We start from the raw sequence: 23,816 nt of genomic DNA on the forward strand, positions 1-23,816 counted from the left end.
CTCGCCTGAAATTCCGAAACTTAGCTGTCCTCTGGGGCCGCTAGGGATTGGGATAAAGCCCGCACCCTGCGCATAGCACGGGTGTCGGGTAGTTTACTGTCTTCGATGACCGGGCCCTCGGGGATCCCACATCTCCTGAAGCTGAACATGGGGGGACCTCACCGGCCCACAAAGTATCTGGCAACACAGCTGGCTGCCCCTCTCTCTGATGTAGTGGGGATGGGGTTGGCCATACCAATCGAGATAAACCGGCCTGCAACCCTCATTGCTCCCGCCATCATCTGTCTGGATCAGGGGGATCAGCCCTCACTTGGGCCACTATGAAAATCATTGGAGTTGAGTCAATGTTGGAGTCGCAGAGGGTGGTTCAAAGTGGGTTATCTTCCCCCGCTGTTTCGAGCAAGCCCGTTCTGGAGTTGCGCCACGTCTCGCTGCAGTACCCCACCAAGGGATCCCCGGTCACGATCATCCGCGACGTCAGCTTTTCTGTTGCCCACTCGGAGTTTGTCTCCATTGTTGGGCCGAGCGGCTGTGGCAAGACTTCTCTTTTGAAGATGATGGCCGGCCTGAACACTGACCATGGCGGCACCCTCTACTTTCAGTTGCAGCCCATCGCCGGCCCCCTGAAGAGTGTGGGCATGGCCTTTCAAAACCCGGTGCTGCTGCCCTGGCGCACAACCCTGGAGAACGTGTTGCTGCCGTTGGAGGTGGTAGAGCCCTACAAGCGCACCTTCAAGCAAAACCTGGCCCAGCACGAGAAGTCGGCGCTGGAGCTGCTGGCCACCGTAGGCTTGGAGGGTTTTCAGAAAGCCTATCCTTGGCAGCTTTCTGGGGGAATGCGGCAGCGGGCTTCCCTGTGCCGCGCTTTGATCCATCAGCCGGAGCTGTTGTTGTTGGACGAACCTTTTGCCGCTTTGGATGCCTTTACCCGCGAGGATATGTGGGAAATGTTGCAACGGCTGTGGATGCGCACCGGCTGCACTGCTATTCTGATCACCCACGACTTGCGGGAAGCAGTTTTCCTCTCCGATACCATTTATGTGATGGGGCCACGACCGAGCGAGATCATCTTTTCCCTCAAAGTGGATCTGCCCCGTCCACGCCCGCTGGAGATCTGCCTGACGGACGAGTTTCACCGCTTGGTCTCGGAAGTGCGCCAGCACATTCGGCGCAGCTATTAGGCCAAAGAGCCCTTGATCCAAAAAATCTGGAAAGGTTTGCTGGACAGGTTACCGCGCATTTCTGCCGAGGGATCCCATGAAAAAATCATTTGACCGATTTTTGCAGACCCAAACGGCTTCTGTGGTCTTGCCCGCTGTCACCATCGTTTTGACCCTTGTGCTCTGGCAGGTGGGGGTGGGGCTGTTCAACGTTCCTCGCTTCATTCTGCCGGCGCCCACCCAGATCCTCGCAGCCATGAACCAGTGGAGCCCGGTGATTCTGCGTCACTCCCTAACCACCCTCACTTCGACGCTGCTGGCCTTTGCGCTGGCTTTGGTGGGGGGGATATTGCTGGGATCGATCATCGGCAGCTCCCGCCTGGCCCATCTGTGTTTGTACCCGCTGCTGGTGGGGTTTAACACCATCCCGAAGGTGGCTTTGGTGCCGCTGCTGGCGATTTGGTTTGGCTTGGGCCTGATCCCGGCGGTGATCACGGCCTTTTTGCTGGCCTTTTTCCCCATTGCAGTCAATGTGGCGGTGGGGCTGGAGACGGTGGAAGCCGAAATGCGGGATGTGCTGCGCTCGTTGGGGGCCAGCTCTTGGGAGATCTTCACCAAGGTGGGGCTACCCCACAGCATGCCCTACCTGTTTGCCTCGTTGAAGGTGGCCATCTCCTTTGCTTTTGTCGGCTCGGTGATCTCGGAGACGGTGGCTTCCAACCAGGGGCTGGGCTACCTGATCGTGTCGGCCAGTTCTTCTTTTGATGTGCCTTTGGCCTTTGCGGGTTTGGTTGCCCTCGGCATTATGGGCATTTTGCTCTACACCTTTTTTGCGGCTTTGGAGCGCTATGTCCTGTCCTGGCGACAGTAGCATCTCTCCCCAGGGAGCCAACCCCTGCCTGAGCTAGCCCAGGTCTGGAAAGGTGGCTCGCACCGCCGGGTGGATGAGCTTGCCTGCCCTGACGTTTAGCCCTTTGGCCAAGGCCGGGTCTTGTTCCAAAGCAGCGGCCAGGCCAAGGTTGGCCAGCTTGAGGATGTAGGGGAGAGTGGCGTTGACCAGCGCTTGGGTCGAAGTCCAGGGGACAGCCCCCGGCATGTTGGGAACGCCGTAGTGTAGCACCCCGTAGGCTTCGTAAACCGGCTGGGCATGGGTGGTAACCCGTGTGGTGGCGATGCACCCCCCCTGATCCACCGCCACATCCACAATGAGGGAGCGAGGACGCATTTGGGCCACCAGCTCTTCTCCCACCAAGACCGGGGCCCGCCTTCCCGGCACCAGCACTGCCCCTACCACCAGGTCGGCCTCGCGAACACACTCTTCCACGCTTTGGGCCGTGCTGTAGAGCAGCTCCACACGGGATCCAAAGAGCAGCTCCAGCTCGTTCAGCCGCTGCAGGTTGATGTCCAAAATCTGCACCCGTGCCCCCAAGCCTACGGCCATTTTGGCCGCCTCGGTGCCCACCGTGCCTCCGCCCAAGATCACCACCCGTCCCGGCGGCACCCCCGGGATCCCGCCCAGCAACACGCCCCGCCCCCCCTGCTGTCGGGTGAGGTAATGGGCGCCAAACTGCACCGAGAGCCGCCCGGCAATCATGCTCATGGGCATCAACAAGGGCAGGGATCCATCTGCCAATTCCACCGTTTCATAGGCGAGGCAGGTGGCTCCCGACTGCAGCAGCGCCTGGGTCAGCTCGCGGCTGGCGGCCAAGTGCAAATAGGTGAACAGAATAAGGTCGGGATGGAGCAGAGAATACTCAGCCGGCAGAGGCTCCTTGACCTTCACCACCAGCTCCTGCCGGTAGATCTCCTCAGGGGTGGCGGCCAGTTTGGCCCCCGCTTTTTGGTAGTCCTCATCCGTGAAGCCCGCCCCCTGGCCCGCTTGGGTTTCCACCCACACCTGATGCCCCTGTTCGGTTAAGGCCCGCACCGCCGCCGGTGTCAGCCCGACACGGAACTCTTGCTCTTTGATCTCTTTGGGCACGCCAATTCGCATAGGGATCCCCGTAGGGCTGCTTTCCAGTCTAGACAGACTCTCCCCGCAATGGGATCCCTGGCCTGAGCAGGAGAGCGAAAATTGTAAAGTTTTGTGCGCGATCTGTCGGGGCAAGCAATCGCCAGGCTAATTTTGTTAGCTCAAGATTTCAAGGGCAAACCTAGATCTCTTGCCATGATTGGCACGAAAACAAGACATAACAGCCTCAGAAAGCCCAATTTTCTTGCTTGCGCTTATCCCCAAGAGCAATGTTAATATCTATGTCACGAAGTCTCCGTACTCCCTCGCGAACGCACCTTGAAAACTGCATGGATTCAAGCTTTTCCGGGGGTAGGGTTGATCCCTACCTTTTCCCCGCAAGGGGACGGAAACTCCAGTACGACCCAACCGTCGTGGTAGGGTGCCGCAAGTTGATCCCTACCTTTTCCCCGCAAGGGGACGGAAACCATTTTTACTCCTCCCTTCTCAGGGGATAAAGAACAGTTGATCCCTACCTTTTCCCCGCAAGGGGACGGAAACGCGTCTCTGGTCACTTCTTGCGTCGCATCACGCTTTGGAAGGTTGATCCCTACCTTTTCCCCGCAAGGGGACGGAAACAGCCAACTTATTGATGAACTCACCAAAGCCTTCATTCAAGGTTGATCCCTACCTTTTCCCCGCAAGGGGACGGAAACCACTTCGTCCGGCGTCAAGATCCAACGCCGTTTCATTGTCGGTTGATCCCTACCTTTTCCCCGCAAGGGGACGGAAACTCGACGTGGATACCCGGCTTGAAGGGCTTTTCACCAAACGTTGATCCCTACCTTTTCCCCGCAAGGGGACGGAAACGCCTTGTCGTGTGGATACTCTTTCCAAAGGTCGAGTTCCCCGTTGATCCCTACCTTTTCCCCGCAAGGGGACGGAAACGGCCGTATGGTCTGCAGCACACTGGGGTACTGTTTGACCGTTGATCCCTACCTTTTCCCCGCAAGGGGACGGAAACTGAGCCTTTGACTGGAACTCCACTATAGTGAAGCCACCAGTAGTTGATCCCTACCTTTTCCCCGCAAGGGGACGGAAACTCGTGCATTAGCCAAACAAATCCATGATGCAGGGGATTTCATCGTTGATCCCTACCTTTTCCCCGCAAGGGGACGGAAACTCGTCGTCCTCAGACCAGGATTCGGGGAGAACCCTCCAGGTTGATCCCTACCTTTTCCCCGCAAGGGGACGGAAACCTGGAGCAGGTTAGGGAGAGAATTGAACATGAATTGGAGTTGTTGATCCCTACCTTTTCCCCGCAAGGGGACGGAAACAGTATGGACACCTACGGGTCATTCTGACCCACCGCTGTGTTGATCCCTACCTTTTCCCCGCAAGGGGACGGAAACCATAAAACCAGATTAACTTTCCGTTATGACCATACGGTTGATCCCTACCTTTTCCCCGCAAGGGGACGGAAACGTACGCTGGACGCCATGCGTCTAGCCCGCAAGTTTCTCGTTGATCCCTACCTTTTCCCCGCAAGGGGACGGAAACATCCGAAGGCTTCGATGTCACTGGGACCAGGCCATTGAAACGCGTTGATCCCTACCTTTTCCCCGCAAGGGGACGGAAACTCTGGGAGAGTCCAGACCATCCAACCGAAAGTTTTGACCAAGTTGATCCCTACCTTTTCCCCGCAAGGGGACGGAAACATGCCCCTAGATTTCGATTAGAACCGCACCGTTGTTTGTTGATCCCTACCTTTTCCCCGCAAGGGGACGGAAACCCGGCGTCCATAGGACGCGCTTTTTCACTTTTCAACTCCTTGTTGATCCCTACCTTTTCCCCGCAAGGGGACGGAAACACCCGGTTCCATCCGGTTTCTAACACGATCCAGTGGCGTTGATCCCTACCTTTTCCCCGCAAGGGGACGGAAACGCCAGGATCCGATTCTTTAAGCTCTCGGGATTAACCTCGTTGATCCCTACCTTTTCCCCGCAAGGGGACGGAAACCTGAGCTACGCGAGGCGAGAGGAGAGAGAAAGGAAAGTTGATCCCTGCCTTCTTCGAGACATCCTTGAGAACTGAGACTGGCGGATTCTAGGGTGGATCCCTAGCGCAGGAAACGGGCCAGCAGCACCAGTCCGATGCCGCCGAACAAGATGTTGAAGCTCCAGGCTGCCGCCCAAGGGGGAAGGGCTCCCACTTCTCCCAGGCTGCGAGACACGCTCAGAACCACGTAGTAGCCAAACACCAACAGGATCCCGAAGACGACGCCCCCGTAGCGTCCCACCCGCCGCGCGGTGGTGGATCCCAGGGGTAGCGAAATCAGCACGGCAAAAAAGCTGGCCAAGGGCAGGGAGAAGCGCATGTGGAACTCGGTGCGCAGAGCCTGAGTATTGAGATTGGAGCGGGCCAAACGGGAAATCCGCTCCGCCAGCTCCGGCAAGCTCAACTCGCTGGGGGGAACCGGCGGCTGCATTAGGGTAGCCAGATCCTGGGAAACTTGCAACGGCTTGCGATGAAACGTTTGCTCGGCAATGCTGAGACCCGTGGGGCCGTAAAGGTGGGTCGCTCCTTCGCTCAGGCTCCACTCCAGTCCGTTCCACACTGCCTGAGCGGCCAAGGTCACTTCCGCCAACTGGTATTTGCCTCCCGGCAAGGGATCCACCCGCAAAATCGTAACATCTTGCATCGTATTTAACCGGGGATCCACTTGGCGGATGAAGAACCAGAGGTTGTCTTCGGTTTTGAAAAAGACATCGTATTGCACCGGGGTGGTGGCCTGGGCCAGCAAAGCCTGCTGATCGATCTGGCGGATTTGCTGTTTACTGGCCGGCAGCAACACGTTGCTGATGAAAAAAGCGCTCAAGCTCATGGCCAACCCCACCAGCAGCAGGGGCCGGAAAATCCGGCTAAACGGGATCCCGGCTGCCCGCATAGCGGTGATCTCGCTGTTGCCGCTCAGCTTGCCCAAGGTGAGCATGGTGGCAAAAAAGGCGGCAATGGGCATGCCCAGCACCACCATCTCCGGCAGATCCAAAACCAAAAGACGCAACACCGTTAGAGGCGGGACGGATCCCTCGACCAGCCGCTCGGCCAGGGTAAACAGTCGGCCCACCAGCAGCAGCAGGGTTCCCCCCGCAACACCGGTCAGCACTGGGGTGAGCATCTGCCCAAATAGATAGCGCTCCAGCAGCCAGAACTTGGTGAGCAACCGTGCCATGTTTGAGAATTGAAAGGGATCGCCCTCATCCCCAAGGGAGAGGCGAGTTGCAATAGCCGAAGAATCGGCGGCAAAAGCCCTGAACCAGGCTTATCGATTTATTCTCGCTCAAGGGCTTGGGGCAGGTGGGGGAAACGACTCCGTTTTGTCGGCAGGATCCAAACGCGGCTGAGGAGAGTTGAGGAGAGGTTCGGACGCGGGATCCAGCTTGGCACCCCAGGTGACCAGGTAGGCCCGCTGTTCGGGGGAAAGGCGGTGAGCTTGGCGAAAATCTGCTCCTGCCACGATGGCGCCGGTGTAGGCCCCGGTCTTGAAATCGGGCTTTTGCCCCGGCTGAGCAGGGGAAGCTGTCTGAGGGGATCCCACAAACAGCAAAGCGCGGTAGAGATCGGCCCCGCGCAGGTCGGCATCCCGCAAGTTAGCTCCGCACAGATTGGTGTGGCTGAGATCGCAGCTGCTCAGGTTGGCTCTCTCCAGGCTGGCTTCGCTGAAATCCACCGCTCGCAACAGGGTGCCATGCAGGTCGGCTCCCTCCAGCATCGTGCCCAGGTTGACCACTCGGATGCCGTTCACGCGATCCCGCTGGTAACCCCCTTTGCCGTCCAGAATGGGTCGGCCCAGGTGTTGATCCCGCCGCAGAGGGCTGAGCAGGTTAGCGGTGGAGAGAAAGCGCAGGATCTTGGCTTTGCCGAAGCGATCCACCCCGTTCAACAAAGCAGCCGTGCGCCCGGCAGCAATGGCCCGCTCCAGGGGCCAATCGTCCAACTGCCCATCGGGAGACAAGACCAGGTTGGAAATGCCTTCAAAGTAGGCGTCGATGGTCTGCTGCTGGGTAATGATGTTCTGCTGAATGGTGAGATCGCGGGAGATAATGTACTGCCGCCAGGCAATGTAGGCGGCCAGGATGGCAATCAAGATTTGGCCTGTGGCCCCGAACACTTCTCCCAAAGCCCCAATTGCTTCCCAACTCAGGGATCCCAAGGCAGAAAACAGCCCGCTCCCGGCAATCCCTCCCATCACGGCCAAGCTGAGGGCCACTCCCGCCCAGGCCAATTGAGGCCAAGTGGTCAGCCACCGACAGAGGTCGCGTCCGATCTGAGCCCAAAGCGATCGCCCCCACCAGCCCGCCAGGCCCAGCCAAGCCAGCACCGCCCCCCAGCCCAAGACCGGCTGAGCCATCAGCTTTCCCAAGAGCAGCAAGAAGGCCGGGATCCCCAACAGCAGCAGATGAATCAGGGGTTGCCACGGTGAGACCGGAGACAGCAGGATCCCGGATTCAAGCAGCGACGGCTCTTGGGGCAGATGTTCGGGGGCAAGGGTTTTGTAGGTCATGGCGCAAGCAGGGAGGTTACTCTAGGGCTAGTGTTAGACTTGCAAAAAAAGCCTGCGTTAGTCCGTATTTAGAGTTGGAGAATAGGGCAGGCCCCTGCCTGCTCAGTTTGGTAGGATAACCTCGGCCTTTCTTCTCTAGCCCAGCCTGGTGTGAGGATAACCACCATGATCTCTTCCCTATTGTCCTTACTGCCTATTGGTCTGCAGAAATCCGGCGAACACCAATCTACAGCAGTCCTGCCCGGCCTGCGGGCGCAGCGCCATCGTTCTGCAATGCTGACGCGGCTGGCAACCTCTCTGATGCTTGGCACCACCTTACTGCTGACAGCAAAGTTGGATCCCGGCTGGGCGCAAACTTCCCTGGACACCGGCATTACCGGTGAGCAGACCCTGCCTCAAGCTCCCCCGCTCCCGGACAATCGCCCGGCCATTTTCGTGGATGCAGCCAACGGCAGCGATACCCGTGGGGATGGATCCCGCAATAACCCCTTCAAGACGATTACTTATGCCATTCAGCGGGCTGAGGCTGGCAGCGTCATTCAGCTTTTTCCCGGGGTATATAGCGAGGAGAGCGGCGAAACCTTCCCCATCCGTCTGAAAGCCGGCCTCACCTTGCGTGGGGACGAGTCCACCTTGGGAGAGGGCTATCTCATCACTGGCGGCGGTACCTACATGAGCCCGACCCTAGGCCGACAAAATGTTGCTCTGCTGGCAGAAACCGGCGCAGAAGTGCGAGGAGTTACCCTGCGCAACCAGGGGCGGCGCGGCTATGCCCTCTGGGTGGAATCTGCCTCCCCGCGCATTCTCAACAACAGCTTTGTGGGCAGCATCCACGATGGGATCTTCATTGCCGGCGCTTCCAATCCCTGGGTGGAGGGCAACCGCTTCTATAAAAACGGGGCCAACGGCATTTCCGTCTTGGGCACCTCCCAGCCCACCATCATCAATAACCTGTTCCAGGAGACCGGCTTTGGCATCACCATCGACCAGCGCTCGGCGCCTATTGTGCGCAACAACCGCATCCTGCAGAACCGTACCGGCGTGATCGTCGGGGGCAGCTCCAGGCCCATCCTGCGCAACAATCTCATCGCCCAGAACTTGGAGACCGGCCTCACCGCCATCACCACTGCCCAGCCGGATTTGGGCACGGCCACGGATCCCGGCAACAACATCTTTGAGGGCAACGGCCAATACGATATCAACAACGCCACCCGCGGCCTGCGCCTCAATGCCAACGGCAACCAACTGCGGGGCCAGGTCAAAGGGGATCTGGATCTGTCCGGTCAAACCACCGTTGCCGCCCTTCCCGACAGCGCTCCCCGCCCCATTGCCCCTGGCACTTTGGCTCTGCCCAGCGCTCCGGCCCAGCCGGCTACTCCCAGGGATCCCCGGCCAGCCGCTGAGACCCCCTCCACCTTGCCGGTTTTAACGGTGCCCCAGTCTACTGCCCCGGTTCCCCCCTCTCCGCCCCAAGGATCCGGAGGGCGCATCTTGCCAGATCCCTCCAGCCCTCAGGCAACTCCCCAGCCCCAACCTCCGGGGGAGCAGTTTGTGGCTGTCCCCTTCACCCCCGATGGCTCTACCACACCTGCCCAGCCGGCTGACCCTGTTCCCAGGCCACCGTCGGCTCCCCTCACGGATATCACCACCCTCCTGCCTCCGCCGGCCCGTCGCCCGTCCACGGGGATCCCAACTACTCCCTCTGCTCCCACTACAACTCCAGTTGCCCCCCCTGTGGTTGCTGTGGGTAACGACTCCGTTTCGCCAACGCGAACGGCAACTCAATTTCGCGTGTTGGTGACCCCCAAAAGCAGCGATGACTTGAACCGATTGCGGCAGCTCATCCCCGAGGCGGTGGAAACGGTTTTCAACGGCAGAACAGTGTTGCAGGCGGGCCTGTACGACAGTCGCAGCCAGGCCCAGTCGGTCTTGGATCGGCTGTTGGATGCCGGCTTTGAGGCGGTTGCCGAGATGATTTTCCGCTAGCGACCCCCCACACTGCCGGCTTGCTTCTCCATAGCGGTACGAGGGAGCCTTGATCCCAGTTCTTTGGCGGGGTGGCCAGCCATTGAGCCCAAGTCTCCTTGGTCGCTGGCAAGGGAATTGACTACAAGTGCTTGCCAAGAGCGATGACGGCTCGAACACCCCCTCTCTAGTCCAGCGGATCCAGTCGGTAGCGGCTGAGCCAGTGATCCAAATGCACTTCCTCCTCATCCAGCAGTTGGGCGTTGATCAACCCCCGTTTGAAAGCAAGGCGGATGGCTCTGGCCCGCAAGCTGAAAGTGGTTCCCCACTCGTCGCTCTCAATTTGGTCGTTGCTGACTTCTAACTTGTCGTAGAGGTTGCGCAGACGGTTGGTTACCCCTCGGCGGGACAAAAAGCGCCGTGCAGCAATGGCCTGGTCGGTGAGGCCAAGGGCAATGTCGATCAGCACTTCGTACTCGGCATCGCTGAGACCGGTGATTTTGTTTTGTGAACGGGAATCGACCCCGCGCACCTCTCGGTCGATCACGCATTGCTCATCCTGCACCACCGCTTGGATGGCGCTGACCAATTTTTCATCGGTGCAATTTTTCAAAAGGTAGCCATAGACGGTTTGCGGAGGCACGATCTTGTGCAGCTCCCGCACATAGACTTCATCGGCAAAATGCGACCAAAAAATGATGCGCGTGCTGGGGCACTCTGACCAAACCTGCCGCGCTACCTCGATCCCGGTCATCTCAGGCATGCGAATGTCCATCAACACAAAGTTGGGGTGGTGCTGACGGTAAAGTTCCAACGCCTCTCGGCCATTCGAGGCCATGTATACCGGGCCGAACTCAGGCAAATGTTGCGTCAGTAGGCTATGGACATGCTGACGGTAAAGAGCGTCATCTTCAGCAAGGAGGGTACTCACAGGCCTTTATCAGAGTTACCGAATACTTTCTTTTCACTTCCTAACTCTAAAAACACCCACAAGGGAAGGCAAGGCACTATTGAGCAGTACTCAAAAGGAGCAAGGGATCCCCTCCACCGGCGATGAGTAGCGGCTCAGGAAAAGGAGTTCGTCCCGCTCTCGTCCTGTGGACGGTGCGGTTTCCCCTAGCACCCACGCAAACGGCCAATGAACTTCTCCACCGCAGACGTCGAAAACTTTTGATAAGCAGCAGTCTATGCTGTTTCTACGGCAGAGGCCAAAAATGCCTCAATCTCAGAGCGCTGGGGCAAGCTAGGTTGGGCTCCCGCACGGGTTACGGCCAAAGCAGCGGCGGCATTGGCAAAACGCAGGGCTTCCCTCAGGGATCCCCCGGCAGCCAAACAAGCAGCTAAGGCCCCACAAAACCCATCTCCGGCAGCGGTGGTATCCACCACTTCCACAGGATGAGCGGGCCAATGGCCACTTTCTTCCCCATCTGCCCAGACCAGCCCTGCCCCTCCCAAGGTGAGGATAACGGCTGGGATCCCGTGTTTCTGCAGTTCTTGAGCCACCTTTTGGGCTTGTTCCGGCGTCTCCACAGGGGATTGGGCAAGGGCAGCCGCTTCGGTTTCGTTGAGCACCAAGTAGCGAACCTGGCGCAACAGGGATCCCGGCAATGGCACGATGGGCGCAGGGTTGAGCAAAATCGGGATCCCTTGGGCAAAGGCTTGTTCTGCTGCAGCTTGCACGGTGGGCAGGGGGATTTCCAGTTGCAGCAGGAGCAGGGCCGCCGGGGTAAAGGGAGGCAAATGCTCCGGCATATAGCGACCATTGGCCCCAGGGCTGACCACGATTCTGTTTTGCCCGCCGGGATCCACTGTGATCAAAGCTAGGCCGCTGGGCCCCTCCAACTGCCTCAGGTGGCGGGTATCCACGCCGTTGTGCTCCAGGTTTTCTTGGAGCAGATGCCCAAACCCATCGGATCCCACTGCTCCCCACATCTCTACTTGGGCTCCCGCCCGCGCCGCTGCCACCGCTTGATTGGCTCCTTTGCCGCCAGGGTAGGTGGCGTAGTCGGATCCCAGCACCGTTTCGCCAGGGCCGGGATGATGGGGCACCCGCACCACCAAATCCATGTTCAAGCTACCCACCACTCGGATTGGGCCTGCCATCGGGCTTGTGGGGAAATCCTGTTGGAAAAGCAGAGATCTAGAGATCTTTGGTTTGGATCCCTGGGCAGCTATTGTATCAGCCGCCGGTCTTGGCCAGGGATCCCCTCGAGCGCCCTACCACGCGGCAAGGGCTGATAGCAGTCGTGGTTTTTATTACCATCTATTTCAACTGATCGCGCTAGCGGGCCGGAGGCCTTAGCAGGAAGCAACCGGTCGTTTGTTTCACCTCAACGGTGAGATAAATGACTATGCGTTGTGGAACGGTTATCTGTAGGGATTGGTCGCCCTTCGACATATCGCCACTCTGCTGAAAACACAGGGCAAGAACCCGATTCCAAAGGTTGAGGATCCCGACTATCTTGGTGGGTGTTGACCCAGGAAGCAAGCCATGCTGCTGACCACTACAGACGTGCTCCAAGGTAGAGAGGTTGAGCGTTACTTGGGCATTGTTACCGCCGAGGTAGTTTATGGCACCAATGTTCTACGGGACTTCCTTGCTAGCCTCCGCAACATCATCGGGGGACGCACAAGAACCTATGAAGAAGTTCTCGAGAATGCCCAGAAAAAGGTTTTGGAAGAGTTGGAGCAGCGAGCCAAACGTTTGGGAGCAAATGGCATCCTAGGCGTTAGCATTCATACCAACATGAGCGCGACAATGATCCTCGTTACCGCCGCCGGCACCGCCGTCAAGCTGCGCTAGAACCTTTAGGCCAGGCTTTCCATCACCGCCTCGTCGATCTCGAAATTGGCATAGACATTCTGCACATCGTCTAGGTTGTCGAGACGCTCCATCAGGGCAAGCACTGACTTGGCCGTATCGGGATCCTCCACATGCACCTCCGTAGAGGGGATCCAGCGGATGGCCGCATCTTGCACTGGGTAGCCCTCTTTTTTCAGGTAGGTGGCCACCTGCTCCAGCAGGGTGTAATCGCAGTAGACTTCTGCGTCGGTTCCCTCTACCTTGAGATCCTCCCCGCCTGCTTCGGCTACCGCTAGCAGCAGAGCTTCGGGATCTGTCACCCCCTCTAGGCTAATCACCCCTTTTTGCCGGAACAGCCAGCTCACGCAGCCGGCTTCTCCCAAGCTGCCGCCGGTTTTGCTGAAGGCTTCTCGCACCTCGGCAGCCGTGCGGTTGCGGTTGTCGGTCATGGCCTCGATCAACACAGCCACCCCACCGGGGCCGTAGCCCTCGTAGCGAACTTCTTCCAGGGGGCTGTCGTCGCTCCAGTTGCCGGCTCCCTTGGCAATGGCTCGTTCAATGTTTTCGCTGGGCATCCCCGCTGCTTTGGCTTTCTCCACTGCCGCCCGCAACTGAAAATTCCCATCCGGATCTGGCAAGCCGTTGCGAGCTGCCACGATGATGGCCCGCGAGAGTTTGGTAAAGAGGCTGCCCTTTTTGGCATCTACACGGGCCTTTTGCCGTTTAATGTTGGCCCACTTGCTGTGTCCTGCCATGCCGCCACACACCAGTCAAGCAATGAATTGGAGGGATCCCTCCACTTTTGAAGCCTAGATCACCTCGGCTCAGGACTCAACCCCGCGACAACTGGGAGGGCACTGGCCTGGTCACAAAACAAGGGATCCTGAGGATCCCTCACAACCCAGACTTAGCCACCCCATAACCCCCTCAGGGCTGAATCGGCTGCCGCTGGATCACATCCCCTTGGGGCGGAGGCGGAGGGGCTGGGGTTTCTTGAGGGGTAGGCGTTGCCTCTATGGGAGGAGTTTCCCCAGGAGGCGGGGGCAGAGGGGGCACACCTTCTCCAGGCACAGGCCCAGGTGTAGGCGTGGGGGTTGGGGATGGAGTTAGAAAGGGCGTCACCTGTCCCAACAGCTCGGCATAGAAAATCGCATCTTGCTCTGGCCCAAAGCGCCCCACTTCCCAACGGTGACGGGGCACAAACATTGTTTGCAGCAGCACTTCCCGGCTGACAAAAGCGGGAGTACCCGAGAAGACGTAGCCATCGACAATGACTCGATTCAAATCGGGCCGAGTTTGAAACACCCGATCCACCTCCCGCAGCATCTCCGTATCCAGCCGCCCCAGCAGAGTTTCCAGGGTGTCTTCAGGGCTGATCGGTACCCGTACCGAAAAGCGATAGCCTTCGCAACGATAGTCCCCACAGATCTTGACCAGCTCGTTACGCACCCGGATTTGCGCCCCAGGATCCAGATTGCGCCCCGGCACAAGGACTTCTTCCTGAGGTTGCTGTTCGACCGGCTGGGCCCATAGCTGGAGTTGACTTGCCCATCCTGCCCAAACTAGGGATCCGAAAAACAAGCCAAATCCCAAGCCTTTCAGGGGAAGGCTCCAACCCAGACTGCCCTGCTCAGAGCGAGGTGAAACGGGGGGCTCACAATCCTGGATCGGGCTGTTCATAAAGCGTTGACCGATTCTTCAGCGATGGCTACCGCCAAATCTACCCGACATCGGCCAGAGAGGCACTAGGCAGGGAGAAAAATAGGGTATTGGCCTCGGATCAGTTTCAAAACAGGGGCAGAAGAGAAGCTTTGACCAAGAAAACTGGGTTGCAAGCCCCGCCCTAAGGCCTACGGCCCGCTGACGCGACCAGGGCGGCTTTGTGCTATGGTGTTGAACGAACTCCGCCAACTTGAATAGGGCGCAGTGTCAACAGGGAAAGTATCTGGGAGTTCATCCCAGTAGGTGGCGTCATAGCATCCCCCACCACTTGCAAGGGTGGTGTAGCTCAGAAAGTTAGGAGTCATCCTGCAACCTGGGAAAGAATCCTTGCCATTTAGGGCAGGGAGAATGTCAAGCGATGGGCCTGCAGCTCCACTATCGTACTTGGGGAGAAGGGATCCCCTCCCTCCCAATCTTGATGCTCCACGGCCATCCGGGCAATGCCGACTGCATGGCGGTATTTGCAGAGGCAGTGGCGGGAATGCACCCCTGTGTGGCGCCAGATCTGCGCGGCTATGGACGTTCGCAGGTGGTGGATCCCTTCGAGATGGAGGAGCACCTGGAGGATTTGGAATTACTGCTCAATCGCCTGGGCTGGCAGGAGTGTCTGGTTCTGGGCTGGTCCTTGGGCGGGATCCTGGCCCTGGAGTTGGCTTTGCGTCTGCCGCAGCGGGTAAAGGGTTTGGTCTTGGTGGCCAGTGCCGCCTGCCCCCGCAGCAACCATCCCCCCACCGATTTTTGGGATCAGGTCAACACCGGCGTTGCCTCGCTGCTCAACTGGCTTTGGCCCGGCTGGGAATGGAACATCGAGACCTTTGGCCGTCGCTCCCTTTACCGCTACCTGATGCAGCAACAGACCCCAACGGCCTATCGGTATTTGGCGCACATGGCCTTGCCCGCCTATCTGCACACCTCCCCCCAGGCTCGCCAAGCTCTGCGCGCCGCTTTGCAACGGGGCTACAACCGCGAGGGAGATCTGCACCGAATTCGCATCCCGGTACTGCTCATGGCCGCCGAGCAGGATTGCCACATCACCGCCAACAGCAGCCTGGCCACAGCCCGCGCCCTGCCCCACTGCACCTGCATTGTCTATCCCAACGTGGCTCATCTCTTTCCCTGGGAGATCCCCGACCGGGTGGGACAGGATCTGCGCCGCTGGCTCAGCGCTCAAGACTGGGCAAGTGGGATCCCGGTGGTTGGCTCTTCCGCTCCCTCTGCAGACAAGGCGGCAGAAGCCTGACCCTGGGCCAACTTCCGCAGCCGGGCAAAGGCCTCTTCCTCCAGATGGATCTGCTGCTGCTGTTGTTCTTCTGGGGTGCGCAGGCGCTTTCCCAACGGCTGTTGCAGCGTGCCCAAGAGCAACGGCTCGGAAACTCCCGGCTCGGGATGGATGACGGTGCGGGCCCGCAAGGTGAACACCGGCGAACCGGTGGAGAAGCGGCCCGGGGATCCCAAATCGCTGGCCGCCTGCTTCAGGGTGAGGATCAGTTGCTCTGGGGTGATATCCGGGCTGACAGCAATAACCGCTCGATCCGCCCCTTGGTCATAGACGGTGGTGTAGGGGGCAGCACCGGGAATGCGGGAGCGAAAGATCGGCCCCAAGCTGAGGGCAAAACATCCCGCTGTTAAAACCAGCGCAAACGCCGTGTAGCCCACCAGCGCAAACTTCAAGGGCCAATTGCGGATCCAGGCCAGCAGGGTGAGCACAGCCAGCAAGCCTGCCAGACCTAGCCCAATTCGGGTGGCAGAGGCAAAGAAAGACTCTAAAGTTCCATCCATAATTCCCCAGTTTAGCTAGACTGCCGGGAAGCCCTGCCCTCTATGCATCAGCATGAGTGCGGGAGTATGTCACCCCCTAGAGCTTCATCTCTAAGTGCAGGGTAAGCGCGATTCTAACTGCCCTATCTAGGGATCCCGTCCTGCTGCCGCGAACGGTGTTGGGCAGAGTAGCCCTCAGAACATCGCCGGGCCAACATAGCTTGGTCTATCTCGTGGTACCACTTGTTTCAGATCTTCACGCCCTCCTTATCTAGCCGGTAGGCTCGTAGTGACAGGTTACCCAAAAGACCTCCATCCCGCTGCCGCGAAAGGCTGCCTTTGTCTCAAGTCAAGACGAAGCTTATTCAGGATCTGGACGCAAGATGCCCTACAACCTACTCCAGAAGGGCTTGGCCGTTTCTATCACTGGGTCTTTGGTGAGAAGAGGCGAGAGGGATCAACCTACCAAACCCAGAAAGCAGCGAGCCTTACAGCTCGTCACAGCAGACTAAAAATCATGGGCAAGGTCGGATTCGAACCGACACGGTTTCCCGCCGCATTTTGAGTGCGGTGCGTCTACCAGTTTCGCCACTCGCCCGACCTGGAAACATTATCCTACTGAACTGGCGAAACCTCGTCAACCAATCCTCCCAACCCTAGTTGCGGCGGTCTTTCTCCAGTTGCTGGGCCTTTTGCCGAAGCTGGCGGGTTTGCTCCATCACCTCCTCCAGATCCTCGTGGGATAGCCGCTCGACGTAGTTGATCTTGATCTCTTCCAGCAAGTCTTGCAGGAGAGAGCGAATTTCCTCCAAAGCGTGCTCCTGGGTGAGTTCTCGTGCCAAGACTTCACCAAACCGCTGCATCAGTTGCGCTGCCAGCTTGGAGCCGACGGGATCCTCGAAACTGCCCGTCAGGGTTTTGTAGGTGGTGGTGGTCAGCTCGTTGGCCAGGCGCTCCGTCAGTTGGCCAGGCAGGGATCCCAGGCCGGGAAGCTGTTCTAGAGTTTGCATGGCAGGCAACTGCTTGAGCAGGCCATCCAGGTTGTAGCGGAGCAGTTGTTGCAATTCCGGTTGCACCTGGGGCAAAACGCGGTAGAGAACAATGCGAAAAACCAGGTTGGCAATCGCCTCCAGCTCGTTGGTGTTGTTGATGTCAATGTAGTCGCGCTGGGTACGCGCTGCCGGCAGCAGGGGCAGGGATCCCCGCTGAATGGATACCTGGATTTGGTTAATCACCCGCACAACAATGACTTCCGTCAGATCCTCGGCGAAGTTGGTAACAAAGCCCTGGCTCACCTGGGCGCGTACCCGCTCCAGATCCAGCAACTGTGCTTGTCCCAGCCGGATGGTGACGGGGATCACCCGCAGCCAGCGCCAAAAGGGCAGCAGCAGCAGCACATCGTACCAACGCCAGAGCATAGCATCCAGCCAATTGACGCCGGTGTAGCGACGGCTGATGGCCACCGTGCGCAGCAAAAATTCCAGCCCAAACAGAAGCACGAAGGGAAAATCCAGCACCGGGAAAAAGTCAACAGGGTTACCGCTCTCACCAATGGGGCGGAAATAGTTGGTCTCAAAGAGGGGGCGCAGCCGGGTCTGGAAAAATTCAATTCCATCTGCGGGATCGGCGCCGGCCAAGTACTCAGCAGTCCAAAAGCGGGCAAAGGCGGCTCTGGCAGAGTCGGCTTCTGGGATGTGCTCCCGCATCAAATTGAGGATACGCACAAACTGGCCAGTTTTGTTGGCGCCCTGAAAGGGATTGGTCTCAATCATCTCGTCGCTGAGCTCCCGCAAGCGGGCCAGGATTGGTGCTGCCGCTTCCGACTCCACGCCAAACCGCAGGGTAACCTGGCGCAGCTCATCCACCAAGGCCAAGTAGCGCTGGGTTTCGGGGTTGGGCTCGATACCTTTGATGGGATCGTATAGGTCGGTCACCGGGGAACGGCTGGTTTCTTCGGAGAGAATCGGCAGCGGAATGGGAGGACCAAAGGCGCCAAAAATTTGCACCCGACCCTGGAGCCAAAAATCTCGCCCAGGCACATAGCTCATGTCGAAGAGCACCAAGCACAGGTTGCTCAGGGCCAGCAGGGCCATCCCCTTCTCGTAGAGGAGCAGCCAGCGACTTCGCCCCCTGAGGACAGAGCGTCTGAGAATCCGTTGAGCAGCGTTCAAAGGACTCCGTCTCGGCCTTGGGTCAACCGGTTGGTTTGAGTCAGCCTTAGTCTACCACCCCTGGGGTGAGCCACCCTTGGCTTGAGCAAGCTGTAGTGCAACCTGGCCAAAATGCCGCCAAATGGCCTCTGCCTGTGGCCCCACCTGGCGCAGAATCCAACCCTTACAGATGGGATCCGGAGACTTGACCAGCCAGTATGGGGACTCCGTTCCGCTGATGTGAACGGTCAGCCAAGTGGGTTCCGGCCAATCCCCCAGCAAGTACAGGGATCCCCAACAGAGATGGGATCCCAGCACTGACGCGGCGGAGACCTGCCGATGGGGAAAGTGCAGGTCTATGTGTTCCTGCAGCCAGAGTTTTCTCCCCTCGGGGGAGGATGGGATCCCAGCAGTGACCCAAACTTGCAAGCAGTTGGCAAGATGTTCAAACTGCCAGCGTTCGTCCATGGCCAGCCGTCCGGCAGTCCAGATCTCGGCATAGGCCAGGCGGGCTGTGGGATCCAGTTCGATCTGCACCTGCTGGCGAAAGTCTGCCCCTGCCCCCGGAATGGTCGGGTGAGGGATCCAGATCAACTGGCTGGTGGGGGCCAGCTTGACCTTGACCTGTTGCCGAATCAAGCCGGGATGTAGCCGCATTGCCCCTTGGGTGCGAATTTCCAGCGCCGAGCCTGGCCCCAGCCCGATCTCGATCCGGTGGCGATCCCCACCCAGCAGGCCGCCGTTGGGGTTGCGCAGGTAGTACACAGGTGGCTCCCCAGGGGATCCCAGCCATTGCAAGGGAGCCTGAGAATACTCCCAAATGTGGGTATGGTCGCCTCGGCGGGTTGCCTTCAAGATGGCCTTACCGAAGTTCACAGGCGGCTCACCGAGGGGGGGTCGGCCTTGATGGGGCGAAACAGCACCTCCCGCTCCAGCCAACTGAGAACCTGCTCCAGCCCCTCACCCGTGCGCAGGTTGGTAAAGACAAAGGGCCTATCTCCCCGCATGCGACGGGCATCCCGTTCCATCACCCCCAAGTCTGCTCCCACATAGGGAGCCAGATCGATCTTGTTGATCACCAGCAGGTCGGAGCGGGTGATCCCCGGCCCGCCTTTGCGCGGGATCTTGTCCCCTTCGGCCACGTCGATGACGTAAATGCAGGCGTCCACCAGCTCCGGGCTGAAGGTAGCTGCCAAGTTGTCCCCCCCCGATTCCACCAAGATGAGATCCAGGGGGCAAAAGCGGCGCTCCAGCTCCTGAATGGCGTCTAGGTTGAGGGAGGCATCTTCCCGAATGGCGGTGTGGGGGCAGCCGCCGGTCTCTACGCCAATGATCCGCTCTGCCTCCAGGGCCTTGGCCCGCACCAAAAACTCGGCATCCTCGCGGGTATAGATATCGTTGGTCACCACCGCCAAAGACAGGTGGTCCCGCAGCGCCAAGCAGAGCTTTTCCACCAAAGCGGTTTTTCCAGATCCCACCGGGCCGCCAATGCCAACCCGTACCGGCTGGGAAGTTTGCGCAACTTTGCCCGACATCGGATACCTGCTCCTCTTTTTGGGCATTCTAGAACCAGATGCTTGCAAGGGATCCGAGTATGGTTCGGCTTTTGGTGGCAACTGCTGTGGTGCTGGTGGGATTTTTGCTGGTTAACCGCCTCTATCGCAACCCGCTGAGTTCGGAGCCGAGACCAGAGCAAGCCAGCCCAGAAGCTGCCCAGCAAGGGATCCCTCAAGGTGGGCCGCTGCAGATTTACCAATCGCGGGATCAACTGCAGCAAACCCTCAACCAAGGGGCCACAACCACCCAGCAGCAGGTGGAAGCCGTTGAGCAATCCTTGGGCAATCCTTGACAGGTTGCAAGCCCTGCAGGAGTGTCTGGAACGAAACCAAAAGACCAAGGCCCCCTTCTCAACGGGAGAAGGGATCCCTCCCCCAGACCGTGAAGCGCCCCTCAGGCTTGGGCGGATCCCCCAGACGCGCTAAAGTCGAGAATGCTGCAATTTTACAGACTGTCCATGCGGATCCCTCCTGTTACCCCAGAGAAAGCCGATAAGCAACTGCAAAAGGTTTACGAAAGCCTGGAAAAAACCTACGGCACCGCCCTGAACCCCTTGCAGGTGATGGCCCACAAGCCCCAACTGATGCGAGCCGTGATGAACCTGTACGGGGCGCTGCACACCCAAAACCCCAACTTGCCTGAAGAGCTGAAGGAGCTGGTCAGCATCCGCATTGCCCAAATCAACGGCTGCCGCCACTACTGCCTTCCCTACCACACCCTGCAGGCGCAAAAGTACGGAGCTACCCCGGCCAAAATTGCGGCGGTGGCCCAGGCCCGCACCAGCACCCTCTACACCGAGGCGGAAAAGCTGGCTATCGAGTACGCTGAGCGGATGACCGTGCCCAGCATGGTGGTCACCGATAGCTTCTTTGCCCAGCTAAAAGCCATTTGGTCAGATGAAGATCTGGTGGAGCTATCGGCTTGGATTGGCTTTATGAACTTCTGGACCAAGGTGATTGCCGCCCTAGATGTGCCTTTGGATCCCGTCTTTGCCGAGCAACTTCACGTCTCTTAGGTAGCGGCGGGCTCTCCTCTCCCAGAGGGAGAGGGGATGGGGGTGAGGGATCCCGCCCCCCAGCCTGCCTCTAGGCCCAGTCGTCTCGCGTGCTAAAGCTGCGGTTGTACACCTGGCCGCGGGCATGGATCTGGCGGGTCTGGGCGAACAGCTCTTCTTCGCTCATGCCCCACTGTTCCAAGATCTGATCCAAATCCCGCTGCAGATCCCAGGCACCGGGGAAACCGTGGTAACGGATGCGCAAACGGGCAACTTCCGCCAGCACCCACTCGGAGAGGGGCCTCTCCTGAGCCTGCACCATCAGCTCATCGAGCACAGCCCGGTCGGTGGCATACTGCGGATGTTGCTGCTCTCTCCGGGATGGGCCATTCGCGGGTGAACGGGATATAGCCATCGGTCTCCCTCCTTTTTCTCTCACTCTAGTTGAGTTCCCCTGGAGACTTTCAATATCGAGGATTGGGATCCTTGATGGCATGGGATCCCGAGAAGGCAGAAGAAAACCGCTATACTGCAAATGTTGCAGACCATGAACATTCTTCAGTTGCGGAGGCGGCGGCTATGCCCATGCCCATGATCGAGACCCGTACCGACCGGATGTTGCTCAACTTTGGGCCGCACCATCCCTCTATGCATGGGGTTTTGCGTTTGCTAGTCACCCTAGATGGCGAAAACATCGTCGATTGCGAACCGGTGATTGGCTACTTGCACCGCGGCATGGAAAAAATCGCCGAAAACCGCACGGTGGTGCAATACCTGCCCTACGTCTCCCGTTGGGACTACGGGGCCGGCATGTTCAACGAGGCCATCACCGTCAATGCCGTTGAGAAACTGGCCGGGATCAGCGTGCCCAGACGGGCCAGCTACCTGCGGGTGATCATGTTGGAGCTGACCCGCATCACCAACCACCTGCTTTGGTTTGGTCCCTTCTTGGCGGATTTGGGCGCCCAAACCCCCTTCCTCTACGCCATGCGGGAGCGGGAGTGGATCCTAGACTTGTTTGAAGCCGTCACCGGCATGCGCCTGATCAACAACAACTATTTCCGGGTAGGCGGCGTGGCGGTGGACTTGCCCTACGGCTGGACGGAAAAATGCCTAGACTTTTGCGAGTATTTCTTGCCCAAAGTGGATGAATACGAGCGGCTGGTTACCGACAACCCGATTTTCCGCCGGCGGCTGGAAGGGGTGGGAGCCATCTCCAAGCAAGACGCCATCAACTGGGGTCTGTCGGGTCCCATGTTGCGGGCCTGCGGCGTCAACTGGGATCTGCGCAAAGTGGATCACTACGAGTGCTACGACGACTTCGACTGGGAGGTGGCCGTTTACCCCGAAGGGGATTGCCTGGCCCGCTATCGGGTGCGCATGAAAGAGATGCGGGAGTCCTGCAAGATCGTGCAGCAAGCCGTCAAGGCTTTGCCAGGAGGCCCCTTTGAAAACCTGGAAGCCAAGCGGATGCTGGAGGGGCCGAAGTCGGAGTGGAACAAAGGGGACTACCAGTTCATCAGCAAAAAGCCTTCCGCCAATTTCAAGATCCCCAAAGGGGAAGCCTACGTGCGCGTGGAGAGCGCCAAAGGAGAGCTGGGCATTTACATCGTGGGAGACGACAACGTTTGCCCGTGGCGCTGGAAGATCCGCCCCCCCGGCTTTGTCAATTTGCAGGTACTGCCTCAGCTCATTCGCGGCATGAAGGTAGCCGACATGATCGCCATCCTCGGCAGCATTGACATCATCATGGGCGAGGTGGATCGCTAGGAATCGCTAAGAACGGAAAGCGAGGACAAAGGCGATGGCCTGGGCGATCTTGGTTCTGCCGCTGTTGATTGTGTCTATCATTGCTGCGGTTATCGGCCCCAAGCAATGGGCTAAGTACCAAGAGGAAAGGCGCCGCCGCGCGGAAGAGCTATCTGATGCTCGCCTTCAGGCCATCATCCAGCAGGAGCTACGCCGCCGCAACCGTCCCCCCCAATCGGATCCCAACGGGAAAACTTAGCTACAGGGATCCCGAACCTTACCTGACCAACCGTCTCTAGGGAGCTACTCACCCCCATGACAAACGCTGGTATCGACCTACAACTTGGCTTCGAGACTGCCCTACAGAACCTAGGCTTGGGAGCAGGTGCAGCCCATGCCCTCTGGATGCCCCTGCCGATGTTGCTGCTGATCATCGCCGCCACCTTGGGGGTGATGGTCATGACTTGGCTGGAGCGCAAGATCTCGGCAGCAGCCCAACAGCGGATTGGCCCCAACATGGCCGGCCCTCAGGGGGTGCTGATCCCGATTGCCGATGGCATCAAGCTGCTGACCAAAGAAGATGTTCTGCCCATCTTGGCCGACCCAGTCTTGTTTACGCTGGGGCCGATATTGGTTTTCCTGCCCGTCTTTTTGTGCTACCTGGTGGTTCCCTTTGGCCAGAACCTATTGATCTCCAACATTGCCATTGGCGTGTTCTTCCTGATCGCCACCTCCAGCGTGCAACCCATCGGTTTGTTGATGTCGGGCTACGGTTCCAATAACAAGTACTCCTTGCTGGGTGGGCTACGAGCGGCAGCTCAATCGATCAGCTACGAACTGCCGCTGGCCCTGTCAGTGTTGGCCGTGGTGCTGATGAGCAACGGTCTGGACACGGTGGGGATCGTGGAGCAGCAGAGCGGCCTGGGCATTCTGAGCTGGAACGTCTGGCGGCAGCCCATTGGCTTTGTGATTTTCTTGATCTCGGCTCTGGCGGAAACGGAGCGGATCCCGTTCGATTTGCCGGAAGCAGAAGAAGAGCTGGTGGCCGGTTACCAAACGGAGTACTCCGGCATGAAGTTTGCCCTCTTTTATCTGGGATCCTACGCCAACTTGCTGCTGGCTTCTCTGATTGCGGCAGTGCTGTACTTGGGGGGTTGGTCGTTTGTGGTGCCGGTGGAAACGATTGCTGCACTTGCCGGGATTCCTTTGGATAACCCTTTCTTGCAGATCGGCGCGGCGGCCTTAGGCATTGTCATGACGATGGTCAAAGCTTTTATCTTCATCTTCTTGGCCATCCTGCTGCGCTGGACCTTGCCGCGGGTGCGCATTGACCAACTGCTGGACTTGGGGTGGAAGTTTTTGCTGCCTGTATCCTTTGTTAACTTGCTGCTGACGGCAGCCCTAAAGCTCGCCTTCCCCACCTTTTTTGGGGGTTGAATGAGA

Annotated in this window: 22 protein-coding genes, 1 tRNA gene and 1 CRISPR repeat array; of the genes, 10 read left to right on the forward strand and 13 right to left on the reverse strand. The window is 58.7% G+C overall.

The window, feature by feature from the left end:
* Nucleotides 1-344: 344 nt before the first annotated feature.
* Nucleotides 345-1,181: an ABC transporter ATP-binding protein gene (locus NW870_RS07865; protein ID WP_414374745.1), complete on the forward strand. Its 837-nt coding sequence runs from the start codon at nt 345-347 to the stop codon at nt 1,179-1,181.
* 76 nt (nt 1,182-1,257) lie between these two features.
* A complete protein-coding gene (locus NW870_RS07870; RefSeq protein ID WP_414356055.1) occupies nt 1,258-2,031 on the forward strand; it encodes an ABC transporter permease in 774 nt (257 codons plus the stop codon).
* A gap of 33 nt (nt 2,032-2,064) precedes the next feature.
* On the opposite strand, the gene ald is transcribed toward NW870_RS07870, so the two are convergent.
* From ald to NW870_RS07885, 3 genes are all read right to left on the reverse strand, one after another.
* Nucleotides 2,065-3,153: an alanine dehydrogenase gene (gene ald, locus NW870_RS07875; protein WP_414374747.1), complete on the reverse strand. Its 1,089-nt coding sequence runs from the start codon at nt 3,151-3,153 to the stop codon at nt 2,065-2,067.
* Between the two features lie 335 nt (nt 3,154-3,488).
* Nucleotides 3,489-5,130: direct repeats of the CRISPR family, unit length 37 nt; unit sequence GTTGATCCCTACCTTTTCCCCGCAAGGGGACGGAAAC.
* A 100-nt stretch (nt 5,131-5,230) separates the two neighbouring features.
* Nucleotides 5,231-6,343: an LptF/LptG family permease gene (locus NW870_RS07880; RefSeq protein ID WP_414374749.1), complete on the reverse strand. Its 1,113-nt coding sequence runs from the start codon at nt 6,341-6,343 to the stop codon at nt 5,231-5,233.
* 108 nt (nt 6,344-6,451) lie between these two features.
* Nucleotides 6,452-7,675 (reverse strand): pentapeptide repeat-containing protein, encoded by a 1,224-nt coding sequence (locus NW870_RS07885; protein ID WP_414374751.1) that lies wholly within the window; start codon nt 7,673-7,675, stop codon nt 6,452-6,454.
* Between the two features lie 165 nt (nt 7,676-7,840).
* Here NW870_RS07885 and NW870_RS07890 point away from each other — a divergent pair, with 165 nt between their 5' ends.
* Nucleotides 7,841-9,661 carry a DUF1565 domain-containing protein gene (locus NW870_RS07890; RefSeq protein WP_414374752.1) on the forward strand — a complete coding sequence of 607 codons (1,821 nt, stop codon included), beginning with the start codon at nt 7,841-7,843 and terminating at the stop codon, nt 9,659-9,661.
* 166 nt (nt 9,662-9,827) lie between these two features.
* Here the strand turns inward: NW870_RS07890 and NW870_RS07895 are convergent, their stop codons facing one another.
* On the reverse strand, nt 9,828-10,571 hold the full coding sequence (locus tag NW870_RS07895; protein ID WP_414356063.1) for a response regulator: 744 nt from the start codon (nt 10,569-10,571) through the stop codon (nt 9,828-9,830).
* 254 nt (nt 10,572-10,825) lie between these two features.
* Entirely contained in the window at nt 10,826-11,743 is a 918-nt protein-coding gene (rbsK, locus tag NW870_RS07900) for a ribokinase (RefSeq protein ID WP_414356065.1), read from the reverse strand.
* Between the two features lie 388 nt (nt 11,744-12,131).
* Between rbsK and NW870_RS07905 the strand changes: the two genes are divergently transcribed.
* Nucleotides 12,132-12,443, forward strand: a complete 312-nt coding sequence (locus NW870_RS07905) for a YbjQ family protein (protein WP_011431068.1) — start codon at nt 12,132-12,134, stop codon at nt 12,441-12,443.
* 5 nt (nt 12,444-12,448) lie between these two features.
* Here NW870_RS07905 and NW870_RS07910 read toward each other — a convergent pair whose 3' ends face one another.
* Both NW870_RS07910 and NW870_RS07915 read right to left on the reverse strand, forming a co-directional pair.
* Nucleotides 12,449-13,198: a YebC/PmpR family DNA-binding transcriptional regulator gene (locus NW870_RS07910; protein WP_414350786.1), complete on the reverse strand. Its 750-nt coding sequence runs from the start codon at nt 13,196-13,198 to the stop codon at nt 12,449-12,451.
* Between the two features lie 172 nt (nt 13,199-13,370).
* On the reverse strand, nt 13,371-14,123 hold the full coding sequence (locus NW870_RS07915; RefSeq protein ID WP_414356069.1) for a hypothetical protein: 753 nt from the start codon (nt 14,121-14,123) through the stop codon (nt 13,371-13,373).
* A gap of 400 nt (nt 14,124-14,523) precedes the next feature.
* Here NW870_RS07915 and NW870_RS07920 point away from each other — a divergent pair, with 400 nt between their 5' ends.
* The gene (locus tag NW870_RS07920; RefSeq protein ID WP_414356071.1) at nt 14,524-15,405 is read left to right on the forward strand and encodes an alpha/beta fold hydrolase; all 882 of its coding nucleotides are present in this window, start codon (nt 14,524-14,526) and stop codon (nt 15,403-15,405) included.
* Here NW870_RS07920 and NW870_RS07925 read toward each other — a convergent pair.
* From NW870_RS07925 to ureG, 5 genes are all read right to left on the reverse strand, one after another.
* Nucleotides 15,333-15,944 carry a Ycf51 family protein gene (locus NW870_RS07925; protein WP_414374754.1) on the reverse strand — a complete coding sequence of 204 codons (612 nt, stop codon included), beginning with the start codon at nt 15,942-15,944 and terminating at the stop codon, nt 15,333-15,335. The two genes, NW870_RS07920 and NW870_RS07925, sit on opposite strands and share 73 nt — an antisense overlap.
* 497 nt (nt 15,945-16,441) lie before the next feature.
* Nucleotides 16,442-16,521, reverse strand: a tRNA-Leu gene (locus NW870_RS07930).
* A gap of 58 nt (nt 16,522-16,579) precedes the next feature.
* Nucleotides 16,580-18,094, reverse strand: coding sequence for a hypothetical protein (locus NW870_RS07935; RefSeq protein ID WP_414356074.1), 1,515 nt, complete (start codon nt 18,092-18,094; stop codon nt 16,580-16,582).
* Between the two features lie 51 nt (nt 18,095-18,145).
* Complete coding sequence (locus NW870_RS07940) at nt 18,146-18,949, reverse strand: urease accessory protein UreD (protein ID WP_414352216.1); 804 nt, start codon at nt 18,947-18,949, stop codon at nt 18,146-18,148.
* Nucleotides 18,946-19,608 carry an urease accessory protein UreG gene (ureG, locus tag NW870_RS07945; protein WP_011432513.1) on the reverse strand — a complete coding sequence of 221 codons (663 nt, stop codon included), beginning with the start codon at nt 19,606-19,608 and terminating at the stop codon, nt 18,946-18,948. Before ureG ends, NW870_RS07940 begins: the two co-directional genes overlap by 4 nt.
* Nucleotides 19,609-19,667: 59 nt before the next feature.
* Between ureG and NW870_RS07950 the strand changes: the two genes are divergently transcribed.
* Together NW870_RS07950 and NW870_RS07955 are read left to right on the forward strand one after the other, a co-directional pair.
* The gene (locus NW870_RS07950; RefSeq protein WP_414374756.1) at nt 19,668-19,922 is read left to right on the forward strand and encodes a hypothetical protein; all 255 of its coding nucleotides are present in this window, start codon (nt 19,668-19,670) and stop codon (nt 19,920-19,922) included.
* A 165-nt stretch (nt 19,923-20,087) separates the two neighbouring features.
* On the forward strand, nt 20,088-20,645 hold the full coding sequence (locus NW870_RS07955; protein ID WP_414374758.1) for a carboxymuconolactone decarboxylase family protein: 558 nt from the start codon (nt 20,088-20,090) through the stop codon (nt 20,643-20,645).
* A 70-nt stretch (nt 20,646-20,715) separates the two neighbouring features.
* On the opposite strand, the gene NW870_RS07960 is transcribed toward NW870_RS07955, so the two are convergent.
* Nucleotides 20,716-21,039, reverse strand: coding sequence for a DUF3288 family protein (locus NW870_RS07960; protein ID WP_414374760.1), 324 nt, complete (start codon nt 21,037-21,039; stop codon nt 20,716-20,718).
* 170 nt (nt 21,040-21,209) lie between these two features.
* Here NW870_RS07960 and NW870_RS07965 point away from each other — a divergent pair, with 170 nt between their 5' ends.
* The 3 genes from NW870_RS07965 to nuoH are packed head-to-tail and all read left to right on the forward strand — an operon-like array spanning nt 21,210 to nt 23,810.
* Nucleotides 21,210-22,394 (forward strand): NAD(P)H-quinone oxidoreductase subunit H, encoded by a 1,185-nt coding sequence (locus tag NW870_RS07965; RefSeq protein ID WP_041437160.1) that lies wholly within the window; start codon nt 21,210-21,212, stop codon nt 22,392-22,394.
* 34 nt (nt 22,395-22,428) lie between these two features.
* Nucleotides 22,429-22,632 (forward strand): hypothetical protein, encoded by a 204-nt coding sequence (locus tag NW870_RS07970; RefSeq protein ID WP_414374762.1) that lies wholly within the window; start codon nt 22,429-22,431, stop codon nt 22,630-22,632.
* Between the two features lie 56 nt (nt 22,633-22,688).
* Entirely contained in the window at nt 22,689-23,810 is a 1,122-nt protein-coding gene (gene nuoH, locus NW870_RS07975) for an NADH-quinone oxidoreductase subunit NuoH (RefSeq protein ID WP_414331864.1), read from the forward strand.
* The last annotated feature ends 6 nt before the right edge of the window (nt 23,811-23,816 follow it).

The sequence above is a fragment of the Synechococcus sp. R50.1 genome (assembly GCF_047462115.1).
GTDB lineage: Bacteria > Cyanobacteriota > Cyanobacteriia > Thermostichales > Thermostichaceae > Thermostichus.

Bases quoted from the DNA above. Each gene is read 5' to 3' on its own strand.
- NW870_RS07870 (WP_414356055.1), top strand. From the start codon at position 1,258: ATGAAAAAATCATTTGACCGATTTTTGCAGACCCAAACGGCTTCTGTG.
- NW870_RS07960 (WP_414374760.1), bottom strand. From the start codon at position 21,039: ATGGCTATATCCCGTTCACCCGCGAATGGCCCATCCCGGAGAGAGCAG.
- NW870_RS07965 (WP_041437160.1), top strand. From the start codon at position 21,210: ATGCCCATGATCGAGACCCGTACCGACCGGATGTTGCTCAACTTTGGG.
- NW870_RS07865 (WP_414374745.1), top strand. From the start codon at position 345: ATGTTGGAGTCGCAGAGGGTGGTTCAAAGTGGGTTATCTTCCCCCGCT.
- NW870_RS07910 (WP_414350786.1), bottom strand. From the start codon at position 13,198: ATGGCAGGACACAGCAAGTGGGCCAACATTAAACGGCAAAAGGCCCGT.
- NW870_RS07885 (WP_414374751.1), bottom strand. From the start codon at position 7,675: ATGACCTACAAAACCCTTGCCCCCGAACATCTGCCCCAAGAGCCGTCG.
- nuoH (WP_414331864.1), top strand. From the start codon at position 22,689: ATGACAAACGCTGGTATCGACCTACAACTTGGCTTCGAGACTGCCCTA.
- ald (WP_414374747.1), bottom strand. From the start codon at position 3,153: ATGCGAATTGGCGTGCCCAAAGAGATCAAAGAGCAAGAGTTCCGTGTC.
- NW870_RS07905 (WP_011431068.1), top strand. From the start codon at position 12,132: ATGCTGCTGACCACTACAGACGTGCTCCAAGGTAGAGAGGTTGAGCGT.
- NW870_RS07880 (WP_414374749.1), bottom strand. From the start codon at position 6,343: ATGGCACGGTTGCTCACCAAGTTCTGGCTGCTGGAGCGCTATCTATTT.
- NW870_RS07925 (WP_414374754.1), bottom strand. From the start codon at position 15,944: ATGGATGGAACTTTAGAGTCTTTCTTTGCCTCTGCCACCCGAATTGGG.
- rbsK (WP_414356065.1), bottom strand. From the start codon at position 11,743: ATGGCAGGCCCAATCCGAGTGGTGGGTAGCTTGAACATGGATTTGGTG.
- NW870_RS07950 (WP_414374756.1), top strand. From the start codon at position 19,668: ATGGTTCGGCTTTTGGTGGCAACTGCTGTGGTGCTGGTGGGATTTTTG.
- NW870_RS07890 (WP_414374752.1), top strand. From the start codon at position 7,841: ATGATCTCTTCCCTATTGTCCTTACTGCCTATTGGTCTGCAGAAATCC.
- NW870_RS07915 (WP_414356069.1), bottom strand. From the start codon at position 14,123: ATGAACAGCCCGATCCAGGATTGTGAGCCCCCCGTTTCACCTCGCTCT.
- NW870_RS07920 (WP_414356071.1), top strand. From the start codon at position 14,524: ATGGGCCTGCAGCTCCACTATCGTACTTGGGGAGAAGGGATCCCCTCC.
- NW870_RS07955 (WP_414374758.1), top strand. From the start codon at position 20,088: ATGCGGATCCCTCCTGTTACCCCAGAGAAAGCCGATAAGCAACTGCAA.
- ureG (WP_011432513.1), bottom strand. From the start codon at position 19,608: ATGTCGGGCAAAGTTGCGCAAACTTCCCAGCCGGTACGGGTTGGCATT.
- NW870_RS07970 (WP_414374762.1), top strand. From the start codon at position 22,429: ATGGCCTGGGCGATCTTGGTTCTGCCGCTGTTGATTGTGTCTATCATT.